The sequence below is a fragment of the Nonomuraea sp. NPDC049028 genome (assembly GCF_043197735.1).
GTDB lineage: Bacteria > Actinomycetota > Actinomycetes > Streptosporangiales > Streptosporangiaceae > Nonomuraea.
The window spans coordinates 60641-83903 of the sequence record NZ_JBICTR010000006.1; the positions used below are offsets into that span (position 1 = coordinate 60641).

The window sequence follows — 23263 nt, forward strand, 5'->3', positions numbered from 1 at the left end:
AACTGGCCTTCTATCGCTACTCCGCACCCACGGAGAGGCCGCTGATGGCTCTGATGAAGACCGCGGGTATCCGTGGGCGGTGTCACTGGGGTATTACGTGATGGCCGACGCGCTGTGGCGCCTTGACGTCTGGGCAGGGCCGGGCCGGAGGTGGGCAAATGATCGTCACTTTACGTGCTCGTGATGTAACAACGAGTGTCATGCCGTCCCCCCGACATGACACCCTCATCAAGCTGTTCGCCGATCGCCCTCAACTGGCGGTGGAGATCCTGCGTGACTTCCTGGGGGCGGACCTGCCCGCCACTCCGCTGATCCGGCGGGAGACGAGCACCTTCAACACCCGCCCTTCCGACGACATCGAGGCCGACCTGGTCCTCGTGCTGGGCCCACCACAAACGCCCGTCCACGCCATCATCGTGGAGATCCAGCAGGACAAGTCCAAGGATCCCCGGCAGCTCGCCCGCTACGCCGCCGCGCTGTGGCTCATGCTGGGCTGTGACGTCTCGGTCCTGGTCATCTGCCCCGACCGCAAAGTCGCCGAGCACTACGCGCAGCCGGTCGAGTCCGGGCTGACCGGCTTCCGCCTGCGGCCCTGGGTGCTGGGGCCGGACGGCATCCCGGCCATCACCGACCCCCAAGAGGCCGCCGCCCACCTGGACCTTGCCGCCATGTCGGTCATGGTCCACGGACGCGACCGCAAGGTCATCGAGGCGTTCACCGCCGCGCTGCCGGACGTGACCGACGAACACGCTCCGGATTACTATGAATACGCTTACGACATGTCCGCGCCCGAGATCCGCCACCTCATGGAGGAGATCATGAAGTCCGCGTCCACCAAATGGCCGGTCTACAGCCCCTTCGCCCGCGAACACTACGGCCGCGGCAAAGCCGAAGGCAAGGCCGAAGGCAAGGCGGAGGGCAAGGCCGAAGGTAAGGCAGAGGGCAAGGCGGAAGAGGCTGGTAGGTCGGTGCTGCTCGTGTTGGCTGCCCGTGGCTTCGACGTTCCCAACGACATCCACGCCCGGATCGTCACCTGTACGGACCTTGCCCAACTCGAGACCTGGCTCGCCCGAGCGGTCACCGCACAGACCCTCCAAGGGTTGTTCGACGAAGTGGGCTGAGTGCCGGGCCGCCTGGTCGGTGCCGGCTCGATCACCTGCCTCCCTGCGATGACCTTGACCGGATCCCGGGCTCTGGGCCAGCGGCTGCTTCGGCAGGCCTACCGACTCCCGCAAGGTGCGGCATGGAGTGGCCAGGGCGTTCGGCGTGCTCATCCGCTACAGCCATCAAGCCACCGCTCGACGCTGCCACTACCAACGGATCCCAGCCATGATCGCGAAGTGTCACTGAAGTAGTAGTGCTCATCCGCGACAGCGAAAACGGGGCTCTCTTTCTGTGGCGAGCACGGTATTCTCGCGCGCCAATATCACGGGCCGCTCGTTGACGGCCTCCGCACTCGCGGACGCGGCGAAATATGCGACCGGTGACTCGGCGGACACTTCCGGCGAAACCAAACGTTGGTCGGGCTTATCTCTCGCTGGTACATGCGTCACCGTCGAGGTCGTCCAGTGCTTGACGCGACCGGACATGATCCGGCAGCCCAGTAGTTTCACTCCGCCCACCCCGATGAACGGCACGTGCACCCATAGCACGTCGCCTTGCTTGATCGAGCGGGTTCGGTCTACTGCTGTTGCGCCCTTTCGACAGCATCGATCCAGGTCTCGTTGAAGGTCCGGTCGTCCAGGTCGGTGAGCACCTGCGTCCGCCGCCCGTTCGGGTCGCTCGTGAAGCACAACTGCTCTGCTTCGAGGACGGTCCGCAGGCGTTGTTCTTGGACGATGGCCCCGCCCCAGCCGAGCGCCACGGCGCACGCGACCGGGTCCCAGTGGATGTTGATCAAGTCATCGGGCAGTCCCGCATGGGCGCGGCCGAGTTCCGTCATACCGCCATCTATGGCGTAGGCCCTGCATTGGCGGGCGATTAGTTCGCCCAGGGGGCCAGAGGCGGCCACGCGGGGCAGGTGAGCGGCCCGCAGGTGCGCTTTGACGGCGATGGGGAGGGTGACCAGGGTGAGCTGGGCGTGCTCGGCCAGCAGCTGGGCGGCTTGGGTGTCGCACTGTGTGTTCCAGTCCATCTCCGGGCCCCACGCGGGCAGTCCGGGGGCGAGGGTGTGCAGCCATCCGCCCATGGCCACCACCTGCACCCCGTCTAGACGACCGGGCCGGGCCTTGTGCAGCAGAGCCAGGTTGGTGAAGGGCCCGATGGCTGCGATGGTGGCGCCGAGATCGATGCTGCGCTCAAGCAGGTCGATGGCTGCTTCCGGTGGTGCGGGACGGGGGGCTACGGGAACGCCCCAGTACCGCTCGTGATCGAGTAGGGCGCCCACAGGCCCGCCCGTGGTGAGCGATCTTCCTGCGCCGGCGACGACCGGGATGTCCAGGCGCCCGACCAGCTGGAGACAGTGCGCGACGTAACCGGCCCGCCGGCCATCAGGGTCAGCGGTCGTGGTGATGCCGACGATCTCCACGCCGGGCCAGCCCAGAACCATCGCCAGGGCGCAGAGGTCGTCGGGATCCCCGCCCAGGTCGGTGTCGATGTGCAAGCGCATGTCAAGAATCCTGTCGTCCGTCGTGCCTGCCTGCCACGGCTTTTCCGATCGGTCGTCATGGAGACCCGCGAGTGGCTGGAGCACCGCCAGCGGCCGAACCGGCAGGCCACGCATGTGCAGCGGGTCTGTCCCGTGGGGCCGAAAGCCGTGGGGTGGGGGTACAAGCGGGGACGTACAAGCGGGGACGTACAAGCGGGGACGTACAAGCGGGGACGTACAAGCGGGGACGTACAACGGGCGTCGGAGCGCATCCACAGAGAACCGCCTCCGACCTGCTCATGTTCTTTGAGTTAGGCGTCAGATTCGTTCGACTTCGAGCACGAGCTTGCCGGTCGTACGGCCGGACTCGATGCGGCGGTGCGCCTGTGCGGCCTGCTCCAGCCGTAGTGACTCCACCTGCACCCGAAGCTCCCCGCTAGCGGCCGCCGCGACAGCCCGATTCAGCGCCCGACCCGCCTCTGCCGGGAAAGCGGCGGAGAACGCGGCCAGGTTGAACCCGGAGACCGTCTTGTTGGTGAACCACAGTTCGTCGGCCGAGATCCCGACGTCCTCGGCGCCGGAGGCGTTGCCCATCACCACCATCCGGCCCATCGGCGCGAGCAGGTCCAGGCTGGTGCGTCGGGCCGCACCGCCGACCATGTCCACCACGATGTCGAACCGACCGGCCTCGGCCACCTGCTCGCGCAGGACGACCTCGTCATAGCCGAACGCCTTGGCGGTCTCGATCTTGGCGGGGCTGCCCACGGTGCCCACCACGCGGCCCGCGCCCAGCAACCGGGCGGCCTGGCCGAGCTGGCTGCCCACGCCTCCGGCGGCGGCGTGCACGAGCACGGTTTCGCCTGGTTCGATGCGGGCTACCCGGTCGAGTACGAGGAACGCGGTGGTGCTGTTGGAGGGCAGCGCCGCCGCGATGCCCAGCCCCAGGTCGTAGTCGTCCAACGGGGCCACCAGGTCGGCGGAGGTGGTCACCACCTCCGCGTAGCCGCCGCTGTCGACGATCGTCAGCGCGGCGACCGACTGGCCCACCCGCAGCCCCTCGACGCCGGGGCCGAGCGCCCGGATGCGGCCGGACACCTCGATGCCGGGCACGAAGGGCAGCGGTACGTCCACCACGCCCTGCCGGTAGAGGATCTCGGCGAAGTTGGCGCCCGCGTAGGCCACGTCGATGGAGACCTGCCCCGGCCCGGGCTCGGGGAGCTCGACCTCGTCGAGGCGGAGGACATCAGCACTGCCGAATTCGGGAATCGTGATTGCCTTCATGTCTTCCATCGTGGTGGGAAGGCTTTCGGGAAGGCAGTGTCAGCTCATCCTGGGTGTGCCACCACCAGGCTTTCGACCTTCTCCTTGGTGTCGGTGTCGGGATGCGGTGTGTGCAGTACCACGTTGAGGTCCGTACGATCCGGCAGCCGGAACAGCGAATACTCGAAGGTGAGGTTCCCGGCTTCGGGGTGGGTGATCGCCTTGATCCCCTGGGAGCGGGAGCGTACGTCCGGCCGGGCCCACAACTCGGCGAACTCCGCACTGGCGCCGCACAGCTCTTCGGCGATCTGACCGAACACCGGATCGTCGTGATAGCGGGCGGCGCTGGCGCGGAAGTCGGCCACCATGTCCGGGGCGAACTCGTCCCATTCGGTGAACCTGCCGCGGTAGATCGGGTGGGTGAAGAACGCCACCATGCAGTTCCGGACATCGTCATCGAATCCGAACACCCACCTGGCCGCGTCGTTCATCGCCACCAGGTTGTAGTGCCGATCCAGTACGTGCGCCGGATTGGGCATCCATGCCTCCAGCACCGCGCGCAACTGCTCGCTCACCGGCGCACCCGGCCGGCCTGCGGGGTCCGGTGGATTCAGCCCGGCGAGCACGTACAGGTGCGCCCGTTCCGCCTCGTCAAGTTTCAGCACGCGGGCGACGGCATCCAGCACGGCATCGGAGACCTTGATGTCGCGTCCCTGCTCCAGCCAGGTGTACCAGGACACTCCCACCCCGGCGAGCACTGCCACCTCTTCCCGGCGCAGCCCCGGAGTACGGCGGCGTCCTCCTTCGGGCATGCCGACGTCGGCGGGGGAGAGAGCCTCCCGCTTGGCGCGCAGGAACTCTTTGAGCTGGTCACGGCGGCCTGGACTAGCAGTCACAAACACACCATAAGCGACTATAGGCACCGGCCTCCGCGGCCGAGATCGTGGATGCTGCTGTCTGGTCCTTCTGGTGGGATTGACCTTAGGGCCGCGGCGCATCCAAGATTCGCGGTCCAGGGCCTTCGCCATCGACGGTGTCCAGCGCCGGCGCGATCACGGCGAAAGCCTGGTCGATCAGGGCGGTGGGGGCCTCGGAACCGTCGCTGTCGCTCCACCGCCGCAGCACGGCGTCGAAGGCGGTCAGTGCCATCCCGGCCGCCATGTGCGGATACAGGTCGGTCGCGGGGTCGAGCCTCAGCCGGTGGGCCAGTTCCGCCGTCAACTCCGCACGCCACTGCGCCTGGCGCTCCAGGAAACGGGCGAGCAGGGCCGGTGTGTTCAGAATCAGCTGCACCACGCGCAGCGCCCGGTCGGCATGGTCGGCGCAGGCATTGACGGAGACCCAGACGGTGTGCCGCAGTGCGGCCGATGGCGGCTCCTCGGCGGGGCGGGCCGCCAACTCCGCACGCATGCCGGCGCCCATCTCGGCCAGGAACTGGACCACCACGTCCTCCTTTGAAGCGAAATATCGGAAGAACGTGCGTCGGGAAACGCCCGCGGCGGCCACGATCTCGTCGACCGTGACCGCGTCGAACCCTTTCCGGGTCAGCAGATTCAGCGCCGCCTGCGTCAGCTCGTCAGAGACAAGCTGACGTTTGCGCTGGGCCAGGCTCACTTCGGGGCGGATGGTCACCGGCCCATCTTACATCCCATGCCGCTGGTGGCACGGAAGCGCGACTTGACACTCAGTGCCTACAAGGGCAGCGTGTGCCGCGTGACAAAATCCTGGACCTCCGCGCACCTTCCGGACCAGACCACACGGACGTTCGTCGTCACCGGAGCCACCAGCGGCCTCGGCCTGGCGACCACCCAAGCGCTCGCCCGCAAGGGCGGGCACGTCATCCTCGCCGTACGCGACGAGCCCAAGGCCCGCCAGGCGGTCGCGAAGATCGTCGCTGAGCAGCCGGGCGCCCGCCTGGAGGTACGCCGCCTCGATCTGGCCGATCTGGACTCCGTCCGCGCCTTCGCCGACGGGCTGCGCTCCGACCACGCGCGGCTGGACGTGCTCATCAACAACGCCGGTGTGATGGCGCCACCCCGTACCCTCAGCGCGCAGGGTCACGAGCTGCAGTTCGCCGTCAACCATCTCGGCCACTTCGCCCTCACCGGCCTGCTGCTCGACCTCTTGGCCGACGGCGACGATCCCCGCGTGGTCACCGTCAGCTCGACCAACCACCGGCAGGGCCGCCTGCTCTTCGACGACCTGTCCGGCGAGCGCACGTACGCGCCGATGAGGTTCTACAACCAGTCGAAGTTCGCCAACGCGGTCTTCGGCTGGGAACTCCACCGCCGCCTGACCGCCGCAGGCAGCCCGGTGGCCAGCATGCTCGCCCACCCCGGCTACGCCGCCACCAACCTGCAGACGAGCGCACCGGTCGGCATGGTGAAAATGCTGTACGGCCGGATCCTCACCCCGCTCGCACAGCCCCCGGACCGGGGCGCACTGCCCCAGCTGTACGCGGCCACCGCCCCGGACGCGTCCGGCGGGCAGTTCTTCGGGCCGGACGGCATGGGCGAATTGCGTGGCGCGCCAACACGGGTGCGACTGGCCCCGGCCGCCGCCGACGCCGAGACCGGACGCCGGCTGTGGGAGTTGTCGGAACGGCTGACCGCTGTGCGGTACGCGCTTCCGGTCACTGGCTGAGTCTCGTTTTCCAGTTCGAAACACACCGCCTCGGTCAGGAGGCGCGCGCGTCCGGTCCCAGATGAGCCGCGACGGCACGGGCTGGATCTCCGGCGTTCACACCGGAGAGCGCGTCAAGGATCGACGGTCTCCTCGGACGTGCGGTGGTCGATCCGCAGGTCGGGTGTTGATTCCGCGTACTCCTCGCGGGCGTCGGAGTCGGCGAGGATGCTTGCCGCCTGCTTCTCGGTGTCGTCGCTGCCTGCCGCCTGTTCCTCGGGCAGCAGGTGCTCGGCGCGTCGTCGTATCCGCTCTGCCATGGGCTCGTGCATCACCCCGGCGTACCCGCCGGGGTGTCAGGAAAACAGATGTCAGGGACGCGAACAGCCTCGGATCACTGGGCCGCCCGGCACCCAGATGTCAGGGAAGCGGCCTCGGATCACTTGGTCGTCGCCACCCACTCGGCCACGGTGGTGACGTCCGCCTGGCCGGGGAACACCTTTTCCACGAGCACCCGGTGCACCTCGGGATCGGAGTCGAGGCAGGCGTCGGACAGGACGGTGAGCTGGAAGTCCAGGTCGGCCGCCTGGCGCAGGGTGGACAGCACGACGCCGCTCGTGGCGATGCCGGTGAGGACCAGGTGATCGATGTCGCCTGCCCGCAGGACCATGTCGAGGTCGCTGCCGGCGAAGGCGCTGACCCGCTTCTTCGTGACGACGACGTCGCCAGGTTCCGGTGCCACGTCCGGATGGATCTCCATGGCCTGGTCGTTTCCGCCGATTCCCCCCATGCGGGCGATCGCGCCGAACATCTTGTTGCGGGGACTGATCTCCGCATATCCGGGACGGAACCCGACGGCCGCGTAGATCACCGGGAGGCCGGCGGCCCGGGCGGCGTCGATCGCCTCGCGCAGGCGCGGCAGGTAGGCGGGGTCCGGGTAGCGGTCCACGATGACCCGTTGGACATCCATCACCAGGAGAGCGGTCTTGGCCACTGTCGTCCTTCCGTGAGTTACAGCGAATGGCCATGAGTCTAGGGACCGTTAATCAGTTGTCGGCCGCCAGGCGCTTCGCCCAAGATGGCGGCCATGGCAACGACACGACGAGCCGACATGTTCACCGCGGACGGCAAGCCATCTGACGACGACCCACGTGAGAACGGGCCAACGTTGGGCGACGAGCGCACCACGCTGATCGAAAACCTGCGCTGCGCACGCCTCACCTTGGAGATGAAATGCGCGGATCTCGATGCGGAGGCGATGGCGCGGCGTTCCGTCGAGCCGTCGACGATGTCGCTCCTGGGCCTGGTGCGACACCTGGCCGAGGTGGAGCGTGGGACGTTCCGGGTGCTGATGGCCGGACAGGACGTCCCCAAGCTGTTCACCTCCGAGACCGACCGTGACGGTGACTTCGACGGCGCTGTCGCCGACCCCAAGGTCGTAGCGGAGGCGTGGGAGGCATGGCGTGCGGAGGTGGACTTCGCCGAGCGGTTCATGGCCGAGGCGCCCAGTCTCGACATCACCGCCGACGATGCCGCGAATCTGCATGGCAGCGGTGGAGGGTTGATGTCGCTGCGCGAGGCGGCGATGGGAATGATCTGGGAGTATGCCCGCCACATGGGTCATGCCGACCTGTTGCGCGAGCGCATCGACGGCCGCATAGGTCAGTAGTCGTGAGTACATCGCCGCGGGAGTGTGCCCCTGGTCCAGGAGGTCAGGGCGCTCCAGCGGTGGACCATGAGGATCGCCAGGCCGGCGTCGAAGGAGTCGCCCGGCACCGGGAGGTGCTCGGCGGTCGCCTCGTCATGCTCGGGTCAGTACGTCTTCCAATGGCGTCCATGTGAACCCGTGGGCCTCCGCCACCGGCCGGCTGGTCAGGCGGCCCTCGTGCGTGCTCAGTCCCAGCGCGAGCGCCTGGTCCTGGCGCATGGCCGGTGCCCAGCCCCGGTCGGCGATGGCCAGCGCGTACGGGAGCGTGACGTTCGTCAGGGCGAACGTTGAGGTGTACGGGACCGCGCCCGGCATGTTGGCCACGCAGTAGAAGATCGACTCGTGCACCTGGTACGTCGGCTCCGCGTGCGTGGTGGGCCGGGAGTCCTCGAAGCAGCCGCCCTGGTCGATCGAGATGTCGACCAGCACGGAGCCGGGCTTCATCCGGCTGACGAGCTCATTGGTCACCAGCTTGGGCGCCTTCGCGCCGGGCACCAGGACCGCGCCGATGACCAGGTCGGCCTCGCGTACGGCGCTCTCGATCTCCAGGGTGTTGGAGGCGACCGTCTGGCAGTGGCCCTGGTAGATCATGTCGGCCTGGCGGAGTTTGTCGATGTTCTTGTCGAGGAGGAGCACCTCGGCCTGCATGCCGAGCGCGATGGCGGCGGCGTTCATGCCCGACACGCCCGCGCCGATCACCACGACGTGGGCCGCGCGCACGCCTGACACGCCGCCCATCAGCACGCCTCTGCCGCCCTGCGAGCGCATCAGATGGTACGCGCCGACCTGCGGCGCGAGCCGCCCCGCGACCTCCGACATGGGGGCGAGCAGGGGGAGGGCGCCGTTCGGCGTCTGTACGGTCTCGTAGGCGATCCCGGTGACGCCCGAGTCGAGCATCGCCTTGGTGCAGGCCCGGGAGGCGGCCAGATGGAGGTAGGTGAACAGGATCTGGCCCTTGCGCATCCGGTGGTATTCCTCGGCGATCGGCTCCTTCACCTTCAGCACCAGGTCGCTCTCGGCCCAGACGTCGTCGACCTGGTCGAGTATGACGGCACCGGCCGCCGCGAAGTCGGCGTCGGGGATCGACGAGCCGAGGCCCGCGTCGTGCTCGACGTGGACCTGGTGGCCGTGCCGTACCAGCTCGTGGACGCCCGCGGGGGTGAGCGCGACGCGGTATTCGTTGTCCTTGACCTCGCGGGGAACGCCGACCTTCATCGAGACTCCTTGAGCGTGGAAACCCCTGCCTTCAGGCGGCGTCACTTTCTTCTCGACCGCCGTAAGGATCCATCGACAATCTGCAGCCCTTTCTCCCATCTTCCCCATTTCTTGCTGGACGATGAGGATCGTTCACCTGATTACCCCGCTACAGCCGGTCCTCGATAGGCTCACCCGCAGCCCGAACGTCAGGATGGGGTCGCCAACGATGGAGAAGCCGGAAGAGCCGCCACCCGCGGAGCCCGGAGAGCCCGGAGAACCCAAGGCCAGCAGATTCACCACCATCGTGTTGATCGTCTCGCTGGTGATCGTCGTGCTCATCTCCGGCGTGCTGGGGACGGTCGCCGTCCTGATGACCAGAAGCCCCGACGCGCCGCTCCTGGGGGGCGTCCCGCCGCAGCGGCTGGCGACGCCGATCCACTTCGCGCCGGTCAGAGACACCAAGCCGGCGCCGTGCCCGGGTGTCACGGCGGTGCTCGACAAGGAGCAGACCACCTGTTACCTGCTGGAGGACGGGGTCACGGTCAACGCCGTGCAGCGGATCGAGGCGGTACGCGAGAAGGACGGCACCTACTCGGTGCGCATCGCGATCGCGCCCGCGTTCAAGCAGAAGGTGTCGGACCTCATCGACGAGCTGGTGACGAACCAGCGGCAGGTGGCAGTCGTCCAGGTGCCCAAGACCGTCCTGGCGGCACCGATCGTCACGCAGCCCATGGACGGCGACAGCCTGAGCATCGTGGGCTTCGACAAGGCGGCGGCCGAGGCCCTGGCCGCGAGTCTGCTCGGCTCCACGCCGTCGCCCGGAGCGCCGACCGACGCCGCCCCGACCGCGGGGGTACCGACGGGTGGAGTGCCGACGGGTGGAGCCCCGACGGGTGGAGCGCCGACGGGTGGAGCGCCGACCACCACGGGCCAGTCCCCCACGGGCACTACGGGCACGACGGGCGTGCCCAACGCGGGAGCGCCGACCTCGGGCGCCTCCGCCCCGGCCAGCCATGCCACCTCTCCCGTCCGAGGCAGCCTGGACCCCCACTACGCGAGCTGCAAGGCGGCCGTCGCCGCCGGCGACGGCCCGTACACCAAGGGCGTCCACCCCGAGTACGCCTGGTACCCCGACCTCGACAAGAACAACGTGGCCTGCAACACCGCCGACATCCGCTGACAGCCGGCCAAGCAGCTACCCGAACAACTCCTCCAATGCCGTGATCCCGAAATAGGCCAGGAAGATCAGCGAGACCACCCACAGCAGCCACGGAATCTCGCCGAACTTCCCCCGAGCCGCCTTGATCAGCGTGTACGAGATCACCCCGGCCCCCACCCCGTTCGTGATCGAGTACGTGAACGGCATCAGCGCGATCGTCAGGAACGCGGGCACGGCCAGCTCCAGGTCCTCCCAGGGCACGTTCCTGCTCTGCGTCATCATCAGCGCCCCGACCAGCACCAGCGCGGGCGCCGCCGCGGCTGCGGGCACCATCCCGGCCAGCGGCGTGAACAGCAGGGCCAGGCCCAGCAGCGCCCCGGTCACCACGCTGGCCAGCCCGGTCCTGGCCCCCTCGCCCACACCGGCGGCCGACTCGACGAAGACGGTGTTCGCCGACGAACTGGTCGCCCCGCCGATCATGCCCGCGACGCCGTCCACGGTCAGGATCGCGCCCAGCCGCGGCACCCGCCCCTGCTCGTCCACCAGCCCGGCCTCGTCGCTGACGCCGATGATCGTGCCCATCGCGTCGAAGAACCCGGACAGAATCAGCGTGAACAGCACCACGGCCGCCGTCAGCGCCCCCGCGCTCACGAACCCGCCGAACAGGTCGAACCGTCCCACCAGCCCGAAGTCGGGCGCCGCGACCAGCGACTTCGGCACCCGGGGCGTCACTACGCCCCAGGTCCTGGGGTCGATGGTGGCCAGTGAGTTCACGACCACGGCCAGGACAGTAGTCACCGCGATGCTGATGAGGATGGCCGCCGGGGTCCGGCGTACGTACAGGACGATCATCAGGAGCAGCCCGAAGCAGAACACCGTGACCGGCCAGCCCGCCAGGTGCCCGGTCGCGCCGAGTTGCACGGGCGTGCCGGAGCCCGCCGCCACGAAGCCCGCGTCGACCAGGCCGATCAGCGCGATGAACAGCCCGATCCCCACGCTGATCGCGTGCTTGAGCGCCAGCGGGATCGCGTTCATGATCAGGGTACGCAGGCCCGTCACGGCCAGGATGACGATCGCGAGTCCTTCGAGGACGACCAGGCCCATCGCCTGGGCCCAGGTCATGTGGGGCGCGGCCTGGTAGGCCACCACCGCGTTCAGGCCGAGCCCGGCCGCCAGCCCGAACGGCGCGTTGCCGATGAAGGCCATGAGCAGCGTCGAGACGGCCGCCGCCAAGGCGGTCGAGGTGGTGAGCTGGACGATCGAGAGCCTGGCGCCGGTGATGTCGCGGGCGCCGGCCAGAATGATCGGGTTGAGCAGGATGATGTAGGCCATCGCCATGAACGTGGTGATGCCGCCGCGCACCTCACGCCCGGCCGTCGTCGACCGGCCGGAGAGCTCGAAGAACCTGTCGAGCACGGCCATTCCCCCTCGCGATCAAGGGGGAGTGCCGGATGCCCTACCCGGCCGGGAACGTGATCATCCCTCCGGCCGGTCCCGCAAGGCGCCGATCACGCCTCGTGCTTGCCACCACCCACCAGGCCGACGAACTCCTCCAGGCCGATCCGGCCGTCGCCGTCCTTGTCGATGGCGTCGATGAACGCGCTGATCTCCGCGTCGGTGACGCCCTGCCCGCCGAGGGCCGCATTGACCTGCCTGATCTCGCTGGTCGACAGCAGGCCGTCGCCGTCGGTGTCGAACCGCTCGAACTCTGCCTTGGCCGCGTCACGTGCGCTGGTCATCGGATTCCTCCCCGTAGTCGATCCGCCCATTAACCAAGGCGATATCTTCCGGTCTGATGGGAACGCGCGTCAACCGCAGTCCGGTCGCCGCCCGCACCGCCGCCGCGATGGCGGGTGTGGACGAGAGCGTGGGCGGCTCACCCGCGCCACGCAGTCCGTACGGGGCGGCGGGGTCGGGATTTTCCAGGATCTTCAGCGCCATCGGCGGCATGTCGAGAATGGTGGGAATCAGGTAGTCGGTGAACGACGGGTTCAGCAGCCGCCCGTCACGCATCTGGATCTCCTCCATCAGCGCCAGCCCGAGCCCCTGCGCCGAGCCGCCGTGGATCTGGCCCTCCAGCGCCTGCGGGTTCATGATCCGCCCCACATCCTGTACGGCCGCCAGCTCGACCACCTTGACCAGGCCCAGCTCGACGTCCACGTCCACCACGGCCCGGTGTACGCACAGGGCGAGCTGGGTGTGCGAGTCACCCTGCCCGGTCTCGGGGTCCATCGGGAACGTGGGCCGGTGCCGGTACTCCCGCGTCTCCTCGATCGGCCCGTACTTCTCCAGCGCCTCCCTGGCCGGCAGCCCCTCGAAGCGCGCCCGTACCGCCTCGCAGGCCGCCTTCACCGCTCCGCCGGTGACGTACGACTGCCGCGAGGCCGACGACGAGCCCGCCGAGCCCACCGTGGTGTCGGCCGTCGCCACGGTCACGTTCTCGACGCCGAGCTCGGTCCTGGCGATCTGGGCCTGGAGCGTCACCAGGCCCTGGCCGACCTCGGCCGCCGCGGTGTGCACGGTGACGTGCGGCTCGCCGCCGATCAGCTCGGCCCGGACCCGGGCCGTGGAGTAGTCGTCGAAGCCTTCGGAGAAGCAGATGTTCTTGATGCCCACGCCGTACCCGACGCCTCGCCGTACGGACTCGCCGTGGGTGGTCTGCGAGACGCCGCCCGGCAGCGCGCGCAGATCGGACTCCCGGGAGGGCGGCAGCGGCATCGCGGCCAGCTCGCGGAGCATGCCGGCCAGCGGCGCGGGCGAGTCGATGATCTGGCCGGTGACCAGGGACGAACCCTGCGACACCGCGTTGCGCACCCGGATCTCGACCGGCGACAGGCCGCACGCCTCGGCCAGGAGATCCATCTGCGACTCGTACGCGTAGCAAGCCTGCACCGCGCCGAACCCGCGCATCGCCCCGCACGGCGGGTTGTTGGTGTAGACGCCGGTGGCGTCGATCCGGACGTTCGGCACCTCGTACGGGCCGGCGCCGAGCGAGGCGGCGTTGCCGACGACGGCGGGGGAGGAGGAGCAGTACGCGCCGCCGTCGAGCAGGATGTCGGCCTTGACGTAGACGAGCTTGCCGTCACGGGTGGCCCCGTGCTCGTAGCGCATCCACGCGGGGTGGCGGTGTACGTGGCCGTAGAACGACTCCTCGCGGTTGTAGACGATCTTCACGGGACGGTTCAGCCGGAGCGCCAGCATGCAGGCGTGCGCCTGCATCGACAGGTCCTCGCGGGCGCCGAACGCGCCGCCGACGCCCGACAGCGTCAGCCGTACCTTCTCCGGCGGCAGCCCGAGGCAGGGGGCGAGCTGGTCGCGGTCCACGTGCAGCCACTGGGTGGCGATGTACAGGTCCACGCCGCCGTCCTCGGCGGGGACGGCCAGGCCGGACTCGGGGCCGAGGAACGCCTGGTCCTGCATGCCGACCTCGTACTCGGCCGACACCACGACGTCCGCCTCGAAGGTGTCGCCCACCCGCACCGGCTGATGTCTTACGAAATTTCGGGACTCACGGGGGTCTGTCACGGCGGGACGGGGCTCGTACTCGACCACGATCGCCGCCGCGGCCCTGCGCGCGGTCTCCGGATGGTCGGCGGCCACCAGCGCGACCGGCTCGCCCTGGTAGCGGACCTGGTCGATGGCCAGCACGGGCTGGTCCTTCAGCTCCAGGCCGTAGAACTTCTCGCCGGGCACGTCCTCGTGCGTCAGCACCGTGAACACCCCGGGCATCGCCAGCGCGGGTCCCACGTCGATCGAGCGGATCCACGCCGAGACGTGCGGGCTGCGCAGCGTCACGCCCCACGCCATGCCATCGAGCCACAGGTCGGAGGCGTAGGCGAACTCGCCCGTCACCTTCAGTGTGGCGTCCGGCCGCTGGGCGCTCTCACCCACGCCCATGGACTCGAGCCGCCGCGTCTCGCTCGACGTTTCGGTCATTCTCCGAGTAGAGCACCAGCGTGGCGGCGGTCCTATGCGCGTGACGTTAAATCCCGGTCAGAGCTTGACGGGCCGGCTTGTATATTCCTCCAAGTGCGCATCAGTGACCTGCTGGCCATCGGCGAGCTGCGCCTCAGGCTCCTGACCGGCGACCCGGCCACGGAGTTCACCGGCGTGCACATCACCGACCTGCCCGAGCCGGGGCGCTACCTGTCGGGCGGCGAGCTGGTGCTCACGGGGATGATGTGGCGCACGTCACCGGACGACGCGGCCCGCTTCGTCGCCGCGCTGGCCGAGGCCGGGGTGGCCGCGCTCGGCGCGGGCCAGGCGTGGCTCGGTCATGTTCCCGACGACCTCGTGGCGGCGTGCGCGGCGGCCGGGCTGACGCTCGTCGAGGTGCCCACCGAGGTCTCCTTCCGTACGCTCGCGGAGCTCGTCGTGCCCCGCCTGTCCGGCGACGCGCGCGACGCGCTCGGCCGTCACCGCAGGCTGCTCACCGCCGTGGCCGAGGGCGCCGCGCTGCCCGAGCTGTTCGCGCTGACGGCCGCGGAGCTGGGCGTCACGGGCGCCGTCGTCTCCGCCACCGGCCGGGTGATCGTGGGCTCCGCCGAGGATCCGGTACGGCTGGCCCGCGCGTACCTGACGGCGTCCCGGCTGCCCTGCCGCGTCGGCGAGCACACGATCTTCGGCGTCGGGCGTGGCCACCGGGCCGCGGGCTGGCTGCTGGCCTGCGACGGCGACCTGCTGGACCGGCCCGACATCGGCTACGAGCTGGCGGCCTGCGTCGCGGTCGAGCACAGCCGGATGGAGGAGGGGCGCCGGGTCGAACGGCGGCTGGCCGAGCAGCTCGTCACGGCCGCGCTGGCGGAGGCGGGCCCGGCCGAGCTGGACGCCAGGCTCCGCACCTGCGGGCTCGACGCCGCCGAGCCGTACGCGATCGTGAACGCCACCGTCCTCACGGCGGGCCGGCCGGGCGATCCGGACGCGGCGACGTTGGGCGGGCAGACCATGGAGGAGCTGCTGGCCCGCGAGGTCGTCGCGGCGGTATGGACGGACGGCGCGGTGGCTTTGGTGCCGCTGCGGGGCTCGACGGCGAGCGGGGTGGCCGAGCAGCTGAGTGCCGGGGTGGAGGTGCTTTCCGCGCTGCCCGGCACGCGGGTCTGCGTCGGGTTGAGTGGCGCGCTCACCGGCGCGGTGGCCGTGAAGGGCGGGGTCGAGGAGGCCGGGCACGCGAGGCGGCTGGCGGAGGTGCGCGGCGGCGGGGTGGTGACGAGTGACGAGATCTACACGCACGCCCTGCTGCTGGCCACGACCCCTGGCGACGTGCGGCGCTCGTTCGCCGATCGGTTGCTCGGGCCACTGCTCGACTACGACGGGCGGCACCAATCGGAGCTGGTGCGTACTCTCGGCACGTTCCTCGACTGCGCCGGCTCATGGAACGCGTGCGCGGAGCGGATGCACGTGCACGTCAACACTGTCCGTTACCGGATCAAGCGGGTGGAGGAGCTGACCGGCCGCGATCTGTCGACGATGACAGACCGGGTCGACTTCTTCCTGGCCCTCCGGGCAGGCTGAAGCGATTACGACAAGCGGCGCGATGATCACGCTGAGTTGCTGATGACATCATCCGGTCAAGCGGTCAATGATCACCTAGCAGCATATTGGGACATCAAAGCTGACAGCAGGAGACGATTGGGCGTTCGCAGTCGTAGCATTGCTTCCTGCGACCAGTACGGTCGCAGCCATGGCAGCAAGTGCGGACAAGATAAGACGCATACGCATGTGGGGTCTCCCTCGCCTATGGGTAGAGCGTTTCATCATCTCAAGGAGCGGCGACTGTGACCACATCTGACCTGGTCGGACTCCGGATTAAGACGGTTCGGCGACAGCGTGGCCTGTCGCAGGCGCAACTCGCGCACCCCGAACTCTCGGATAGCTACGTCTCCTTGATTGAGAGTGGCAAGCGTACCCCGACTCCCGCGGTCCTGGAGTTGCTGGCTCAGAAGCTGGACTGCTCGCTCTCCTATCTGGTCAACGGCGTGACGGCCGAGCAGATGGAGGACATCGAACTCGCCCTCGGCTACGCGCGGCTGGCCCTGGAGAACGGTGAAGTCTCCGAGGCCCGCACCCGCTTCGCCGAGCTGATGGCGAACAATAACCTGACAGGTCTCACGTCTCTCCGTCAAGACACCGAATTCGGGCTCGCCCTGGCCACCGAGGCATGCGGTGACCTTACCGGAGCCATCGCCATCCTCGATCGGATCAGCCAGGAGGACATCCCCGCCGACCGCCGCATCGAGGTGTCCATCGCCCTGTGCCGTCTCTATCACAGGAGCGACAGGCTGACCGAGGCCGTCGCGATCGGTGAAGGCATTCTGGGCGGCGCGAGCCGGCCGGCCTGGTCCGACCTGACCATCGAGCTGGGCGCCACCCTGCTGGGCGCGTACATGCTGCGCGGGGATCTGCTGCGCGCCCGCCAGTTCGCCGCCGAACTGCTGAACGCGGCCGACCTGCTCGGCACGCCGAGATCGACGGTCGCCGCCTGCTGGAACGCCGCCGTCGTCGCCGAGACCACCGGACACGGCGAGGAGGCCCTGGGCTTCGCCGAGCGGGCGCTGGCCGTCCAGTCGGAGTACGGTCAGCCGCGCAACCTCGCCAGGATGCGCAACGCGTACGCCGCGCTGCTGCTCAGGGTCAGGCCGTCGGCCCGCAAGGAGGCCCGCCAGCTGCTCATCAAGGCCGACCAGGAACTGGCCCAGTCTTCCGCCAGCACGGCCGACCGCGCCGGCTGCCTGGTGGAGCTCGGCCGCGCCGAGATCCTCGACGGCAACTATGAGCAGGCGATCAGGTACGTGCGGGCCGGCACCGAGTTGCTGCCCGAGACCGCCAAGACCCTGGGCGCCGAGCTGCGCCTCATGCTCAGCCGCACCTACGGTGGGGTCGGCAGGTTCGGCGAGGCGCAGCATGAGCTCGACATCGTGCGCCAGTGGATCAGCCCGCTGCCCGACACCGGCAAGGTCGCCTCCACCTGGTACGCCGCCGCCGAGACCATGGAGCAGCTGGGCGACGCCGACAACGCCGTGAAGGCCTACCAGCGCGCGCTGGCCTGCGCGGGCCTGTAGCGAGGTCAGGACCGGGCGGCGACGTCGGTAGCCTTGGGGATGTCATGAAGAGATCCCCGTTCGCGGCTCTCACCGCGTTCCTCGCCGCCCTGGTCCTGCTGGGCACCGCCGGACCGGCCCTGGCTCACGACGCTCTCAAGAGCAGTGACCCGGCCAAGGGCGCCACGGTCGAGTCCGTCGACGAAGTCAGGCTCGAGTTCACCTCGGGCGTGCGCATCCCGGTCGTGGTCGTCCGCGGCGCCGAAGGCACCGCTCACCAGAGCGGCGATCCCCGTGCCGACGGCAAGGTGGTGACGCAGGAGCTCAAGGGCGCGTTGCCCGATGGGAAATACACGATCGCCTACCGCGTCGTCTCCTCCGACGGGCACCCGATCGAGGGCGAGATCCCGTTCACGGTCAAGGGGGCGCCGTCACCCTCGCCGTCGTCCTCGCCGAGCGCGCCGTCAGCGAGCGCGCAGTCGCAGGCGCCCGTCACCGAGGCTCCGGCAGCCCAAACCCAGGCCCAGGCTGCGGCTTCGGCCGCGCCGGCCGAGCAGGCGGGGGCCGCCTCGACGTCGTTCCCCGTGTGGCTGATCGTCGTGGTCGGCGCGCTCGTCGGCGTCGGCATCGGCTTCCTGCTCAGCGCGCGGCAGAAGCGGCCGACCGGCCCGCGTACAGATTCGCCCAGAGACGAGAAGAAACCGTGACCAGGGCCGCGCGTCTCGCGCTCGCGGCGGTGGGGGCGGCGCTCGTCGCCCTGGTGATCGCCATGGTCGCCGGCGGCGCGGCGTTCCCGCGGATCATCGCCGGCCTGCCCGACGCCGGGCCGATCACCCGGTGGGGGCTGCCGGTCTCCAAGCTGTGGATGGACGCGGCCGGCGTGGTCACCATCGGCCTGCTGCTGACCGCCGCCCTCCTGCTGCCCAACGACAAGGGCCTGCTGGGCAAGACCGCGCTCGGCTATGTCAAGGCCGCCTCCTGGAGCGCGCTGTCCTGGGCCGCCGCCGCGTTCGCCGCGATCATGTTCGGGGCGGCCGACACCTTCACCCGACCGGTCACCGAGGTCTTCGAATCCAACTACCTGACCGGTTTCGCCACCCAGTCCAGCCAGGGCATCGCGCTCACGCTCGTGGTGCTGTTCGGGGTGGCCATCGCGCTGTTCTCGCGCGGTGCCATCACCGCCGGGGCCGCGGCCGGCCTGCTGGTGCTCGCGCTGGCCACGTTGCTGCCGCCCGCGCTCACCGGTCACTCCTCCTCCTCGCCCAACCACGACCTGGCCACCTCGGGGCTGGCGCTGCACCTGCTCACGCTGTCGCTGTGGGTGGGCGGTCTCGCGGTGGTGGCCCTGCACGCCGTACGGAAGCTGCCGCAGCTGGAGATCGCCGCGGCCAGGTTCTCCAGGCTCGCCCTGTGGTGCTACATCGGGGTCGGCGCGTCCGGGGTGTTCAGCGTGCTGGCCCGGCTGACCTCGGTCTCCGACCTCTGGACGTCGGCGTACGGCGTGCTGATCGTGGCGAAGATCATCGCGTTCGTCCTGCTCGGCTACGTGGGCTGGTGGCACCGGCAGCGCACACTGGCCGGGATGGGCGCCGGCCGCCATGGCGCGTTCACCCGGCTGGCCTGCGGTGAGCTGCTGCTCATGGCCGCCACCATGGGCCTGGCCGTCGTGCTCTCCCGCACCGCGCCGCCGCCGGTCAGCTTGCCCGCCGACCGGGCCTTCGACCTGCTCGGGTTCCCGATGCCGCCGCCGATCACGATCGGCAACCTGGCCTCGCTGTGGTGGCTCGACCTGTTCTTCGCGGTGGTCGCCGCCGTCCTGGGCGGCCTCTACGCCGCCGGGGTCATCAGGCTGATGCGGCGCGGCGACAGCTGGTCGTGGGGCCGCACCGCCGCCTGGTTCGGCGGGGTGGCGCTGCTGGTCGTGGCCACCCAGAGCGGTGTTGCCCGCTACGCCAAGGTCATGTTCGACGTGCACATGGTCGAGCACATGACGCTCTCCATGGTCGTGCCCATCCTCCTGGTCCTCGGCGGCCCCGTCACGCTGGCGCTGCGCGCGCTCAGGCCGGCCGCCAAGCGCGGCGACCGGGGGCCGCGCGAGTGGCTGACGACGATCCTGCACAGCGGGTTCGTCAAGGTCGTCGGCCATCCGGGCATCGCGACGGCCATCTTCATCGCCTCGACGTACGCGCTGTACTTCACGCCGCTGTTCGAGTCGGCCATGGAGGAACACCTCGGGCACATCTTCATGACCCTGCACTTCCTGCTCAGTGGCTCGCTGTTCTTCTGGACGATCATCGGGGTCGACCCGGCGCCGCACCGCCTGCCGTACGTGGGCAAGTTGCTGGTCCTCTTCGTCACGATGCCCTTCCACGCGTTCTTCGGCGTCGCGCTGATGATGACCGGCACCGTGCTGGCCTCCGGCTGGTACGACCAGCTCGGCCGTACGTGGGGCGGCCCGCTGCTGGAGGAGCAGCAGAACGGCGGCGCGATCGCCTGGGGGTTCGGCGAGATCCCGACCCTGATGGTGCTGCTGGCGATCGCCATGCAGTGGTACCAGGACGACGAGCGGCAGGCGCGGCGGGCGGACCGCAAGGCCGATCGCAGCGCCGCGGGCGACCCCGAACTCGCCTCCTACAACGCCTACCTCGCCAAGCTCAACAGAAGTGACAGGGCCGAGTAGCCGTTCGGCCACGGCCTTCTATCCTCCACCGCGCGTAACCGAACCGCCGGGTAGCCTTGCTCGCAGGGGAGACGGGCATAACCTCATGAGCTGTGTGCGTAAGGCCCGAGGGGGGAAGTGCGCGCACGCGCATGGGGACATCGGTATGGGGGCCGGTGCGTGCCCCATGTGCTCAGAGAGGCGATCAGAGTTGTCGAAAGAGACGCGCATGCGCGGGGGGCAAAGCCTGGCGGAGGCGCTGGAGACCTACTTGGCGGAGTGGTCGGAGCGCACGGGCATCGCCGTCGAGACGTGGGCGCTGCCCTCGACCGACGTGCCGTCCCGCATTGGGGCGGGCGTGCTGGCCGCCATGCGCGAGGCCCTCGGCAATGTCGAGGCGCACAGCGGCGCGAGCCTTGTCTCCGTCGCGGTGACCTCGGGCAGGGACGGCCTCCGGATGACGATCCGCGACCACGGCCGGGGCTTCACCACGCTCAGAGCGGGCCGCGGCATCGCGCGGATGCGGGCCACGTTCACCGAACTAGGCGGGAGCCTGTCGGTCACCGGCACGCAGGGCGAGGGCACCACCGTCAGCGGCGTGGTGCCTAGGCGAGGGTGAGGATCTCACTGCCCGTGTCGGTCACCACGATCGTGTGCTCGAACTGAGCCGTGCGCTTGCGGTCCTTGGTCACGGCGGTCCACTTGTCGGGCCAGATGTCGTAGTCGATCGTGCCCAGCGTCAGCATCGGCTCGATCGTGAACGTCATCCCCGGCACCAGTTCGACCCGCAGCGACGGGTCCTCGTAGTGCGGCACCATCAGGCCCGAGTGGAAGGTGGTGCCGATGCCGTGCCCGGTGAAGTCGCGCACCACGCCATAGCCGAACCGCTTGGCGTACGCCTCGATGACCCGGCCCACCACATTGAGCTGCCGGCCCGGCGCGACCGCCTTGATCGCCCGCATCATCGCCTCGCGGGTGCGCTCCACCAGCAGCCGTGACTCCTCGTCGACCTCGCCCACCAGGTAGGTGGCATCGGTGTCGCCGTGGACGCCGCCGATGAAGGCGGTGATGTCGACGTTGACGATGTCGCCGTCGCGCAGCACGGTGTCGTCGGGGATGCCGTGGCAGATCACCTCGTTGATCGAGGTGCACAGCGACTTGGGGTAGCCCTTGTAGCCGAGCGTGCTCGGGTAGGCGCCGTGGTCGACAAGGAACTCGTGGCCGATCCGGTCCAGCTCGTCGGTCGTGACACCGGGCTGGATGTGCTTGGCGACCTCGGCCATCGCCTGCGCCGCGATCCGGCCGGCCACCCGCATCCGCTCGATCATCTCCGGGGTTTTGACATCGGATTCGCCGGTCTTGGGATGCTTCTTGCCGACGTACTCCGGCCGCTGGATGTGCGCGGGGACCTTTCGAATGGGCGAAACTCGCCCTGGCTGGAGCAATGTCGTCATGAAAGGCAAGTCTACGGGGCAAGATTGATCCCGTGAGCGATGGCCAGTGGTGGTTCTGCCTCAAGCACATGCGCGTCGAGCCCGATCAGGGCTGTCCTAACAAGGACCGGATGGGCCCCTACGAGACCGAACAAGAGGCGGCCGGCGCCCTGCAGCGTGCCGCCGACCGCAACAAGGCGTGGGACGAGGCCGACGAGGACGACGACTAGGCCGCAGATCCAACGTTCGGGCTCGCGGACCTACAGCGACGCGAGCGCCTTCGCCACGCCCGGGTCGCGCCCGGTGGCCAGGTCAAGGGCGGTCATCGGGGCGTAGTGGTCGACCGGTACACCGATCGTGTCGATGATCTCGCGGGCGGGCCCGAGGTGCCGGACCTTGGGCAGCAGCAGGAGGCTGCCGTCGTCGAGGAGGTAGCCTGCGGCGGGGCCGGAGATGGCGCCCGCGGTGCGGGTCCCGACGAGGGTGCCCAGTCCGTTGTCCTTGACGGCCGCGCTGAAGTCCTCGCAGGCCGAGGCGCAGGCCCGGTCGGTCAGGACGACGAGGCGCAGGCCGAGCAGCGCGACGGTGTCGTCGGTCCGGTTGGGCTGGCAGTCTCCCTGGAGCGGGCAGAAGTAGCTGGTGACCTTGCCGTGGGCGAACGCGCCGAGCAGCCGGGTCACCTCACGAGGCGACCCGCCGCCGTTGCCGCGCAGGTCGAGGACCACCGCCTTCGGTGCGCCCTGGAGCTTGGCGATGACCTGGTCGGCGGCCCCTTCGAAGAAACCGGGCAGCTGGACGTACGCGACGCCGCCGGGAAGCGTCTTCGATGTCACCGCCGGAGGCTGCCTCGTGATGGGACCCTCCTTGAGGTCGACGGTGCGGATCCGTCCCGTCGTGGGGCGCTTGAGCGTGAGCTTCACCGGGCCGGAGGTGGTGAAGGCGTCGACGATGCTCTGGTTCACGGTGTTCCCGATGAACGCCGGCACGCCGTTGACCTTGACGATGATGTCGCCGGGTCTGATGTCGGCCTTGGCGGCGGGGCTGCCGGGCAGGACACGGGTGATGAACAACGGCGGCTTGGCCGCCGGGTCGAGTTCCGGGCCGTGCTCGGCCGACACGCCCACGATGCCCGTTCCGGTCGGCCCCCCTTCCGGCGGGGGAGTCGGCCTGACCGCGCGGGCGTGGTTGTCGTGCAGCCCGGCGACCATTCCGGTGATCGCGGCGCGCAGCGCGGACACGTCACCCGCGCCGAGGACCTGCGCGAAGGCGGCCCAGTCGGTGTCGCGGTTCCCGGTCAGCTCGGGCAACCGGAGGTCGGCCCGATCGGCGTCGCGCCGCATCAGGTCCTGGGTGTAGGCGGCGAAAGCGCTCTTCAGCAGGGCCTTCGGGTCCATGACCGGACCGCTGTAGTAGTTGTCCAGCACGCAGAAGTACGCCTGCCGGAGTGTGTTCACCGAGGTGGGCGGCGCCGATTGCGGCGGCGGCGCCGTGGCGGCGGTGCAGCGGTCGCCTGAGGCGGCGGCCGGCGAGGAGGCGGGCGCGGACAGGGCGCAGGTCGCCGTCAGCACGGCGGCGCAGAGGAGTTTGATCATGGCCGCCAG

At 69.4% G+C, this 23263-nt stretch carries 22 protein-coding genes; 10 read left to right on the forward strand and 12 right to left on the reverse strand.

Annotated features, from left to right (window positions below; translation table 11 throughout):
• The first annotated feature begins 200 nt into the window (after window positions 1–200).
• Window positions 201–1121 (forward strand): hypothetical protein, encoded by a 921-nt coding sequence (locus ACGFJ2_RS23630; protein WP_393471567.1) that lies wholly within the window; start codon window positions 201–203, stop codon window positions 1119–1121.
• A gap of 560 nt (window positions 1122–1681) precedes the next feature.
• Here the strand turns inward: ACGFJ2_RS23630 and ACGFJ2_RS23635 are convergent.
• The 4 genes from ACGFJ2_RS23635 to ACGFJ2_RS23650 form a co-directional block, all read right to left on the reverse strand.
• Entirely contained in the window at window positions 1682–2608 is a 927-nt protein-coding gene (locus ACGFJ2_RS23635) for a nucleoside hydrolase (RefSeq protein WP_357961245.1), read from the reverse strand.
• A gap of 297 nt (window positions 2609–2905) precedes the next feature.
• Window positions 2906–3868 carry a zinc-binding dehydrogenase gene (locus ACGFJ2_RS23640; protein WP_357961249.1) on the reverse strand — a complete coding sequence of 321 codons (963 nt, stop codon included), beginning with the start codon at window positions 3866–3868 and terminating at the stop codon, window positions 2906–2908.
• Window positions 3869–3912: 44 nt separating this feature from the next.
• Window positions 3913–4743 (reverse strand): helix-turn-helix transcriptional regulator, encoded by an 831-nt coding sequence (locus ACGFJ2_RS23645; RefSeq protein WP_393471571.1) that lies wholly within the window; start codon window positions 4741–4743, stop codon window positions 3913–3915.
• An 85-nt stretch (window positions 4744–4828) separates the two neighbouring features.
• A complete protein-coding gene (locus ACGFJ2_RS23650) occupies window positions 4829–5479 on the reverse strand; it encodes a TetR family transcriptional regulator (RefSeq protein ID WP_393471574.1) in 651 nt (216 codons plus the stop codon).
• A gap of 81 nt (window positions 5480–5560) precedes the next feature.
• Here ACGFJ2_RS23650 and ACGFJ2_RS23655 point away from each other — a divergent pair, with 81 nt between their 5' ends.
• Window positions 5561–6490: an oxidoreductase gene (locus tag ACGFJ2_RS23655; protein ID WP_393471577.1), complete on the forward strand. Its 930-nt coding sequence runs from the start codon at window positions 5561–5563 to the stop codon at window positions 6488–6490.
• 113 nt (window positions 6491–6603) lie between these two features.
• On the opposite strand, the gene ACGFJ2_RS23660 is transcribed toward ACGFJ2_RS23655, so the two are convergent.
• Both ACGFJ2_RS23660 and ACGFJ2_RS23665 read right to left on the reverse strand, forming a co-directional pair.
• The gene (locus ACGFJ2_RS23660; RefSeq protein WP_357961263.1) at window positions 6604–6801 is read right to left on the reverse strand and encodes a hypothetical protein; all 198 of its coding nucleotides are present in this window, start codon (window positions 6799–6801) and stop codon (window positions 6604–6606) included.
• A gap of 107 nt (window positions 6802–6908) precedes the next feature.
• Window positions 6909–7463 carry a cysteine hydrolase family protein gene (locus tag ACGFJ2_RS23665; protein ID WP_393471580.1) on the reverse strand — a complete coding sequence of 185 codons (555 nt, stop codon included), beginning with the start codon at window positions 7461–7463 and terminating at the stop codon, window positions 6909–6911.
• Window positions 7464–7580: 117 nt separating this feature from the next.
• Here ACGFJ2_RS23665 and ACGFJ2_RS23670 point away from each other — a divergent pair, with 117 nt between their 5' ends.
• Window positions 7581–8138, forward strand: a complete 558-nt coding sequence (locus ACGFJ2_RS23670; protein ID WP_393471583.1) for a DinB family protein — start codon at window positions 7581–7583, stop codon at window positions 8136–8138.
• 132 nt (window positions 8139–8270) lie between these two features.
• Here ACGFJ2_RS23670 and ald read toward each other — a convergent pair whose 3' ends face one another.
• Window positions 8271–9392: an alanine dehydrogenase gene (ald, locus tag ACGFJ2_RS23675; RefSeq protein ID WP_357961271.1), complete on the reverse strand. Its 1122-nt coding sequence runs from the start codon at window positions 9390–9392 to the stop codon at window positions 8271–8273.
• A gap of 208 nt (window positions 9393–9600) precedes the next feature.
• Here ald and ACGFJ2_RS23680 point away from each other — a divergent pair, with 208 nt between their 5' ends.
• A complete protein-coding gene (locus ACGFJ2_RS23680) occupies window positions 9601–10554 on the forward strand; it encodes an excalibur calcium-binding domain-containing protein (protein WP_393471587.1) in 954 nt (317 codons plus the stop codon).
• Between the two features lie 15 nt (window positions 10555–10569).
• Here the strand turns inward: ACGFJ2_RS23680 and ACGFJ2_RS23685 are convergent, their stop codons facing one another.
• The 3 genes from ACGFJ2_RS23685 to ACGFJ2_RS23695 form a co-directional block, all read right to left on the reverse strand.
• Window positions 10570–11955 carry an NCS2 family permease gene (locus ACGFJ2_RS23685; protein WP_357961277.1) on the reverse strand — a complete coding sequence of 462 codons (1386 nt, stop codon included), beginning with the start codon at window positions 11953–11955 and terminating at the stop codon, window positions 10570–10572.
• A gap of 86 nt (window positions 11956–12041) precedes the next feature.
• Window positions 12042–12272, reverse strand: a complete 231-nt coding sequence (locus ACGFJ2_RS23690; RefSeq protein WP_393471590.1) for an EF-hand domain-containing protein — start codon at window positions 12270–12272, stop codon at window positions 12042–12044.
• Window positions 12256–14469: a xanthine dehydrogenase family protein molybdopterin-binding subunit gene (locus tag ACGFJ2_RS23695; protein WP_393471593.1), complete on the reverse strand. Its 2214-nt coding sequence runs from the start codon at window positions 14467–14469 to the stop codon at window positions 12256–12258. The genes ACGFJ2_RS23690 and ACGFJ2_RS23695 overlap by 17 nt, the downstream gene beginning before the upstream one ends.
• Before the next feature lie 93 nt (window positions 14470–14562).
• Here ACGFJ2_RS23695 and ACGFJ2_RS23700 point away from each other — a divergent pair, with 93 nt between their 5' ends.
• The 5 genes from ACGFJ2_RS23700 (at window position 14563) to ACGFJ2_RS23720 (ending at window position 20848) form a co-directional block, all read left to right on the forward strand.
• The gene (locus ACGFJ2_RS23700; RefSeq protein ID WP_393471596.1) at window positions 14563–16044 is read left to right on the forward strand and encodes a helix-turn-helix domain-containing protein; all 1482 of its coding nucleotides are present in this window, start codon (window positions 14563–14565) and stop codon (window positions 16042–16044) included.
• Between the two features lie 263 nt (window positions 16045–16307).
• A complete protein-coding gene (locus tag ACGFJ2_RS23705) occupies window positions 16308–17591 on the forward strand; it encodes a helix-turn-helix domain-containing protein (protein ID WP_357961288.1) in 1284 nt (427 codons plus the stop codon).
• 44 nt (window positions 17592–17635) lie between these two features.
• Window positions 17636–18277: a copper resistance CopC family protein gene (locus ACGFJ2_RS23710; protein ID WP_357961291.1), complete on the forward strand. Its 642-nt coding sequence runs from the start codon at window positions 17636–17638 to the stop codon at window positions 18275–18277.
• A complete protein-coding gene (locus ACGFJ2_RS23715; RefSeq protein WP_393471600.1) occupies window positions 18274–20250 on the forward strand; it encodes a cytochrome c oxidase assembly protein in 1977 nt (658 codons plus the stop codon). Before ACGFJ2_RS23710 ends, ACGFJ2_RS23715 begins: the two co-directional genes overlap by 4 nt.
• Before the next feature lie 208 nt (window positions 20251–20458).
• Window positions 20459–20848, forward strand: a complete 390-nt coding sequence (locus ACGFJ2_RS23720; protein ID WP_357961296.1) for a hypothetical protein — start codon at window positions 20459–20461, stop codon at window positions 20846–20848.
• Here the strand turns inward: ACGFJ2_RS23720 and map are convergent.
• The gene (map, locus tag ACGFJ2_RS23725) at window positions 20835–21683 is read right to left on the reverse strand and encodes a type I methionyl aminopeptidase (protein WP_357961299.1); all 849 of its coding nucleotides are present in this window, start codon (window positions 21681–21683) and stop codon (window positions 20835–20837) included. The genes ACGFJ2_RS23720 and map overlap by 14 nt on opposite strands.
• Before the next feature lie 32 nt (window positions 21684–21715).
• Between map and ACGFJ2_RS23730 the strand changes: the two genes are divergently transcribed.
• Window positions 21716–21892: a hypothetical protein gene (locus tag ACGFJ2_RS23730; protein WP_357961302.1), complete on the forward strand. Its 177-nt coding sequence runs from the start codon at window positions 21716–21718 to the stop codon at window positions 21890–21892.
• 30 nt (window positions 21893–21922) lie between these two features.
• Here the strand turns inward: ACGFJ2_RS23730 and ACGFJ2_RS23735 are convergent, their stop codons facing one another.
• On the reverse strand, window positions 21923–23254 hold the full coding sequence (locus tag ACGFJ2_RS23735; RefSeq protein WP_393471605.1) for a S41 family peptidase: 1332 nt from the start codon (window positions 23252–23254) through the stop codon (window positions 21923–21925).
• Window positions 23255–23263: the final 9 nt, after the last annotated feature.